The following is a 6,680-nucleotide window of genomic DNA, read 5'->3' as shown; positions in this document are numbered from 1 at the left end:
GACGACGACGTCGACGGCGACGACGCGGACGACGTGGACGAAGCCGTCGGTGACGACGACCGCTGACCCCACGCCCGACGGCATCCTCGTCGTCGACAAGCCCGCGGGCTGGACCAGCCACGACGTCGTCGCGCGTGGCCGGCGGCTGTGCGCCACCCGCAAGGTGGGGCACGCCGGCACGCTCGACCCCATGGCCACGGGTGTGCTCGTGCTCGGGGTCGGCCGGGCGACACGGCTGCTGACCTTCCTCGTGGGGTGCGACAAGGACTACACGGCGACGATCCGACTCGGCCAGGCGACCGTGACCGACGACGCGGAGGGCGAGGTCACGGCATCCGCCGGCGCCTCGGGGATCGAGGCGGATGCGGTGCGGGTCGCGGCCGCGACCCTGACGGGCGACATCGAGCAGGTCCCGAGCGCCGTGAGCGCGATCAAGGTCAAGGGTGAGCGCGCCTACCACCGGGTGCGCGCGGGGGAGTCGGTCGACCTGCCCGCACGCCCGGTCACCGTCTCCCGCTTCGAGATCGGCGACGTGCGAGCCCTGGAGGTCGACGGCACGGCGGTGCTCGACGTCGAGGTCGAGGTCACGGTGTCGTCCGGAACCTACGTGCGTGCCCTCGCGCGCGACCTCGGTGCGGCCCTGGGCACCGGTGGGCACCTGACGGCGCTGCGCCGCACCCGCGTCGGCGGCTTCACCCTCGACGACGCGCACCCGTTGGCTGACCTGGAGGCTCGTCAGGGTGAGCGGATGCCGGTCACGCCCCTCGCGCAGGCGGCTCGCGCCGCGTTCGCGGTGCGTGAGGTCGACGAGGCGCAGGCGCGCACCATCGGCTTCGGACAGCGGCTGCCGTCGGAGGTGCCGGGTCGAGAAGAGGTGGTCGCGGCCATCGCCCCGGACGGCCGACTCGTGGCGATGTTGGACGAGTCCCGTCCCACGGCACGCAGCCTCGTCGTGTTCTCGCCCTCGACTTCGTAGAGTGTGCGCGTGCACCGTTGGTCCGACCCGTCAGAGACACCTGAGGCCCTGAGGCCCTGTGTCGTCACCCTCGGCAACTTCGACGGGGTGCACCGCGGTCACCGCGCGGTGCTGAACGCCCTCATCGAGTCCGGACACCGGCTCGGTCTGCCGTCGGTCGCGGTGACGTTCGACCCGCACCCGGTCGCCGTGCTGCGCCCCGAGTCCGCCCCCGAGCTCATCGCCCCGGGCGAGATCCGCGACGACCTCATCGAGGACACCGGCATCGACGGGCTCCTCGTCATGGACTTCACGCAGGAGTTCGCCAAGCAGCAGCCGGAGGACTTCGTGCGCGCGGTCTTCGTGCGCGCGCTGTCGGCCCGCTGCGTCGTCGTCGGGATGGACACCCGGTTCGGGTACCGCAACTCCGGCGACGTCTCGACCCTGGCAGACCTGGGGGAGAAGTTCGGGTTCGAGGTCGTCACGCTCGACGACGTCGGTGACGGCGAGCGGTTCTCCTCGACCGTCGTGCGGACCCACCTGCGGGCTGGCGAGGTCGGTGAGGCCGCGCGCATCCTCGGCCGCCCGCACCGGGTCGTGGGCACGGTCGTCCACGGCAACCACCGGGGCCGGGGGCTGGGCTACCCGACGGCCAACCTGTCCGCGGACTCGCTCGGCCTGGTGCCCCAGGAGGGGGTGTATGCCGGGTGGCTCACCCGCCTGGACCGCTCGCCCGGGGAGCCCGACCGCACCATGCCTGCGGCGATCAGCGTCGGCACGAACCCGACGTTCGAGACCCAGGACCGGCGCACGGTCGAGGCCTACGTGCTCGACCGCGACGACCTCGACCTCTACGACGAGCGCGTCATGGTCGAGTTCACCGCCCACATCCGCCCCACACTGCGCTTCGACAGCGTCGATGAGCTCACCGAGGCCATGGCCAGCGATGTCGCGCGGTGCCGTGAGCTGCTGGCGAGGATCGTGCCGGACTGAGCCCGGGTTCCGTCCCGCCACGCGGTCCCTCGCGAACGTGGGTGAAGATCGTCGGCTGGACGACGATCTTCACCCACATTCGTCGGGGTTCAGGCAGGTCCGGATGCCGTGAGCGCGTTCGTGGGGCAACTCACCGGTAACAACCATTGGCAACACGTTCCGTCGGGCACGTCCATGTGACAGGATTCGGCACCACCGGCCCCCAATGACGAGGACGATGTACGACATGCCCACAGCTGCCCCCCAGATCAACACCCCCGCCGACGAGCCCGTCGACCAGGCGATCTTCGACAACGAGGCCCAAAGCGTTGGGCACCTCTTCCGCAACCGCGTTGCGGCGAGCCCGAACGGGCCCGCCTTCATGTACGCCAACGTCAAGCCCGAGGGTGACGAGTGGGTCACCGACACCTGGGCCGAGGTCGACGTCGTGGTTCGCGAGCTCGGTGCCGGCCTCATCGCCCTCGGTGTCGAGCCCGAGGACCGCGTGGCCATCGCCTCCAGCACCAGGTACGAGTGGGCCCTTGCCGACCTGGCCACGATGGTCGCCGGAGGTGCGACCACCACGATCTACCCGACGACGATGGCCGACGACGTCGCGTTCATCCTCGCCGACTCCGGCACCAAGGTGATCTTCGCGGAGAACGCCGACCAGCTCGACAAGCTGCGCGGCATCCGCGCGAGCACCCCGGCCGTGACCAGGGTCATCGTGTTCGACGCCGAGGTCGACGACAACGACCCCTGGACGCTGAACCTCGACCAGGTCCGCCAGCTCGGCCGTGAGTACCTCGCCGGCGACCCGGGGGCCATCGACGCCCGCATCGACGGCATCCAGCACGACCAGCTCGCGACGATCATCTACACCTCGGGCACGACCGGGCGCCCGAAGGGTGTGCGCCTGCGGCACAGCGCCTGGACGTACGAGGGTGCAGGCGTCGCCAGCACGCACATCCTGAGTGAGGACGACCTGCAGTACCTGTGGCTGCCGCTCGCGCACGTCTTCGGCAAGGTGTTGCTGACCCTGCCCCTGCAGATCGGTTTCCCGACGGCCATCGACGGCCGCATCGACAAGATCGTCGACAACCTGGCCGTGGTGAAGCCCACGTTCATGGGTGCCGCCCCGCGCATCTTCGAGAAGGCCTACGGCCGGATCAGCATGATGATGGAGGCCGAGGGTGGGGTGAAGGCCAAGCTCTTCCACCTGGCCAGCGACGTCGGCCGCGAGGTCAGCGAGCTGCGCGAGCAGGGCAAGAACCCATCGGGCATGCTGGCGCTGAAGCACTCCTTCACCGACAAGGTCATCGGCACCAAGATCCGCGACCGGTTCGGTGGACGCGTCCGCTTCTTCATCTCCGGCTCGGCGGCCCTGAACAACGACGTCGCCCGCTGGTTCGACGCCATGGGGATGCAGATCCTCGAGGGGTACGGGATGACCGAGACGAGCGCGGCCTCGTTCGTGGCCCGCCCGCGCGGCTACCGCTACGGCACGGTCGGCTGGCCGCTGCCCAAGACCGAGGTGCAGATCGCCGCGGACGGTGAGGTGCTGCTGCGTGGTCCGGGCAACATGGAGGGCTACCACAACAACCCCGACGCGACGGCCGAGACCATCGACTCCGAGGGCTGGCTGCACACCGGTGACATCGGTGAGATCGACGAGCGTGGGTTCCTGCGGATCACCGACCGCAAGAAGGACCTGTTCAAGACCAGCAACGGCAAGTACGTCGCCCCCTCGATCATCGAGTCGACGTTCAAGGGCCTGTGTCCCTACGCCAGCCAGCTCGTCGTCCACGGCGCCGACCGCAACTTCGTCTCGGCCCTGGTGACCCTGGACCCTGACGCGATGGCCGGCTGGGCCGCGGCCAACGGCATGGAGGGCAAGTCCTACACCGAGATCGTCAGCTCCGACGCGTGCCGCGAGATGGTGCAGGGCTACATCGACCAGCTCAACGCCGGGCTCAACCGGTGGGAGACGATCAAGAAGTTCACGATCCTCGAGAACGACCTCACGATCGAGGCCGGTGAGCTCACGCCGAGCATGAAGCTCAAGCGCAAGGTCGTGGCCGACAAGTACAAGGACCGGCTGGACGCCCACTACACGGGCTGATCCCGACCGTCGTCACAGCACCCCGGCTCCGCACGGAGCCGGGGTGCTGCCGTCGTCCCACGACCTGGCCGCTGCGCCGCCGTGGGCACGGCGGCTGGGTGTCAGTGGGTGACCAGGGGGACGAAGCGGTACGCCCCGTGACTGGTCACGACAACGCCACCGGGCGCGGCGGCATCCCGGCGTACCCGCAGCATCCAACCCGCCACGGGGACCACGAGGATGCCGTCCGCCGCGAGCTGGTCCTCGAGCTCTCGGGGCATCGTGTCGGCCATCGCCGAGACGAGGATGCGGTCGAACGGCGCCTCGTCGGGAGCACCCAGCCGCGACGGGTCGGCCGCGCGGATCCTCGCCCACGGCACCCCGGCCCGCGCGACGTTCGACGCCCCCTGCTCCACCAGGTCGGCCACGAGCTCCAGGCCGAGCACGGACCCGGCGGGGCCGACGAGCTGCGCGAGGATCGCGGTGGTCCAGCCGGATCCGGAGCCGACGTCGAGCACGCGGTGCCCCGGGCGCACGTCGAGCAGCTCGAGCATCGCGGCGACGGTACGCGGCTGGCTGTTGGTCTGCCCGTGCCCGATGTCGAGCGGCCCGTCGAAGCCGGCCCGCTGGCGCACCGCCCGCGGGAGGAACCCGGCGCGGGGCTGGGCCGCCATGGCGTCGCGCACCGCAGCCGGGCCGAGGGGGTCGCCCACCGCTCGCTCGCCGCTCACACCTCCAGTGTGCCCCCGCACGCCCGGCTGCTGCCCACTCGTTTGGGCGGGTAGCGCCTCCCGCCTACTCTTGGGGGATGCCCGGTCAGTCGATCTTCCGCTCCCTCGAGCCACTCCTCGAGCAGGTGAGCAAGCCGATCCAGTACGTCGGCGGTGAGCTGAACTCGACCGTCAAGCCCTGGGACGTCGGTGGCGAGCACACCGTGCGCTGGGCCCTGATGTACCCGGACGCCTACGAGGTCGGTGTGCCCAACCAGGGCGTCATGATCCTCTACGAAGTGCTCAACGAGCGGGCTGACGCCCTCGCCGAGCGCACCTATGCGGTCTGGCCCGATCTCGAGGCCCTGATGCGCGAGCACCAGGTGCCGCAGTTCACCGTCGATGCGCACCGCCCCGTCGGCGACTTCGACCTGTTCGGCCTGTCGTTCTCCACCGAGCTCGGCTACACGAACATGCTCACCGCGCTCGACCTCGCCGGCATCCCGCTGCACGCTGCCGATCGCGACGAGAGCCACCCGATCGTCGTCGCGGGCGGCCACGCCGCCTTCAACCCCGAGACGATCGCCGACTTCATCGACGCCGCCGTGGTCGGCGACGGCGAGGAGGCGGTGCTCGCGATCACCGACATCGTCGGCGCGTGGAAGCGCGAGGGGATGCCGGGTGGTCGCCAGGAGATCCTGCTTCGCCTCGCGCGCACGGGCGGGGTCTACGTGCCGCAGTTCTACGACGTCAGCTACCTGCCCGACGGCCGCATCCAGCGGATCGCGCCGAACCCGGCCTACCCGCAGGTGCCGTGGCGGGTGGCCAAGCACACCGTCATGGACCTCGACGCGTGGCCCTACCCGAAGCAGCCGCTCGTGCCGCTCGCCGAGTCGGTCCACGAGCGGATGTCGGTCGAGATCTTCCGTGGCTGCACCCGCGGGTGCCGGTTCTGCCAGGCGGGAATGATCACCCGTCCGGTGCGCGAGCGCAGCATCACCGGCATCGGCGAGATGGTCGAGCGCGGCCTGGCCGCAACCGGCTTCGAGGAGGTCGGCCTGCTCTCGCTGAGCTCGGCCGACCACACCGAGATCGCGAGCGTGGCCAAGGGGTTGGCTGACCGCTACGAGGGCACCAACACGGGCCTGTCGCTGCCGTCGACGCGCGTCGACGCCTTCAACATCGACCTGGCGAACGAGCTGACCCGCAACGGGCGACGCTCCGGTCTGACCTTCGCCCCCGAGGGCGGCTCCGAGCGCATCCGCAAGGTCATCAACAAGATGGTCACCGAGGACGACCTCATCCGCACGGTCGCCGCCGCGTACGGCGCCGGCTGGCGACAGGTCAAGCTCTACTTCATGTGCGGGCTGCCGACCGAGACCGACGAGGACGTCCTGCAGATCGCCGAGCTCGCGAAGCGGGTCATCGACACCGGCCGCGAGGTCAGCGGCCGCCGTGACATCCGCTGCACCGTCTCGATCGGCGGGTTCGTGCCCAAGCCGCACACGCCGTTCCAGTGGGCCGCCCAGCTCGGCGCCGACGAGACCGACGCCCGGCTCGACAAGCTGCGCCAGGCCATCAGGTCCGACCGCCGCTACGGCTCGGCCATCGGCTTCCGCTACCACGACGGCAAGCCCGGCATCGTCGAGGGGCTGCTCTCGCGCGGTGACCGCCGGGTCGGGCGCGTCATCGAGGCCGTCTGGCGTGACGGTGCCCGCTTCGACGGGTGGTCCGAGCACTTCTCGTACGACCGGTGGATGGCCGCCGCCGAGCGCGAGCTGCCGGCCTGCGGGGTCGACGTCGCCTGGTACACCACGCGCGAGCGCGAGGAGGCCGAGGTGCTGCCCTGGGACCACATCGACTCCGGGCTCGACAAGGAATGGCTCTGGCAGGACTGGCTGGACTCGCTCGACGAGACCGAGGTCGAGGACTGCCGCTGGAC

The 6,680-nt window shown here is 70.5% G+C and carries 5 protein-coding genes; 4 read left to right on the top strand and 1 reads right to left on the bottom strand.

From position 1 onward, the window contains the following. Positions 1-49: 49 nt before the first annotated feature. From truB to PLL68_RS10570, 3 genes are all read left to right on the top strand, one after another. Entirely contained in the window at positions 50-976 is a 927-nt protein-coding gene (gene truB / locus PLL68_RS10580; RefSeq protein WP_324533879.1) for a tRNA pseudouridine(55) synthase TruB, read from the top strand. A 9-nt stretch (positions 977-985) separates the two neighbouring features. Next, positions 986-1,948 (top strand): bifunctional riboflavin kinase/FAD synthetase, encoded by a 963-nt coding sequence (locus tag PLL68_RS10575; protein WP_324533873.1) that lies wholly within the window; start codon positions 986-988, stop codon positions 1,946-1,948. A gap of 226 nt (positions 1,949-2,174) precedes the next feature. Beyond that, on the top strand, positions 2,175-4,049 hold the full coding sequence (locus tag PLL68_RS10570; RefSeq protein ID WP_324533871.1) for an AMP-dependent synthetase/ligase: 1,875 nt from the start codon (positions 2,175-2,177) through the stop codon (positions 4,047-4,049). Positions 4,050-4,150: 101 nt separating this feature from the next. On the opposite strand, the gene PLL68_RS10565 is transcribed toward PLL68_RS10570, so the two are convergent. Next, positions 4,151-4,759, bottom strand: a complete 609-nt coding sequence (locus tag PLL68_RS10565; protein WP_324533869.1) for a protein-L-isoaspartate O-methyltransferase family protein — start codon at positions 4,757-4,759, stop codon at positions 4,151-4,153. Between the two features lie 77 nt (positions 4,760-4,836). On the opposite strand from PLL68_RS10565, the gene PLL68_RS10560 reads away from it, so the two are divergent. Beyond that, positions 4,837-6,680, top strand: a 1,844-nt coding sequence (locus PLL68_RS10560) for a TIGR03960 family B12-binding radical SAM protein (RefSeq protein ID WP_324533867.1), incomplete at its 3' end; no start/stop codon positions are given.

This window comes from Ornithinibacter sp. (assembly GCF_035443565.1).
Taxonomy (GTDB): Bacteria; Actinomycetota; Actinomycetes; order Actinomycetales; family Dermatophilaceae; genus Fodinibacter.
Note: the sequence above shows the minus strand (reverse complement) of the source record. Positions and strands in the feature narration are given on the sequence as shown.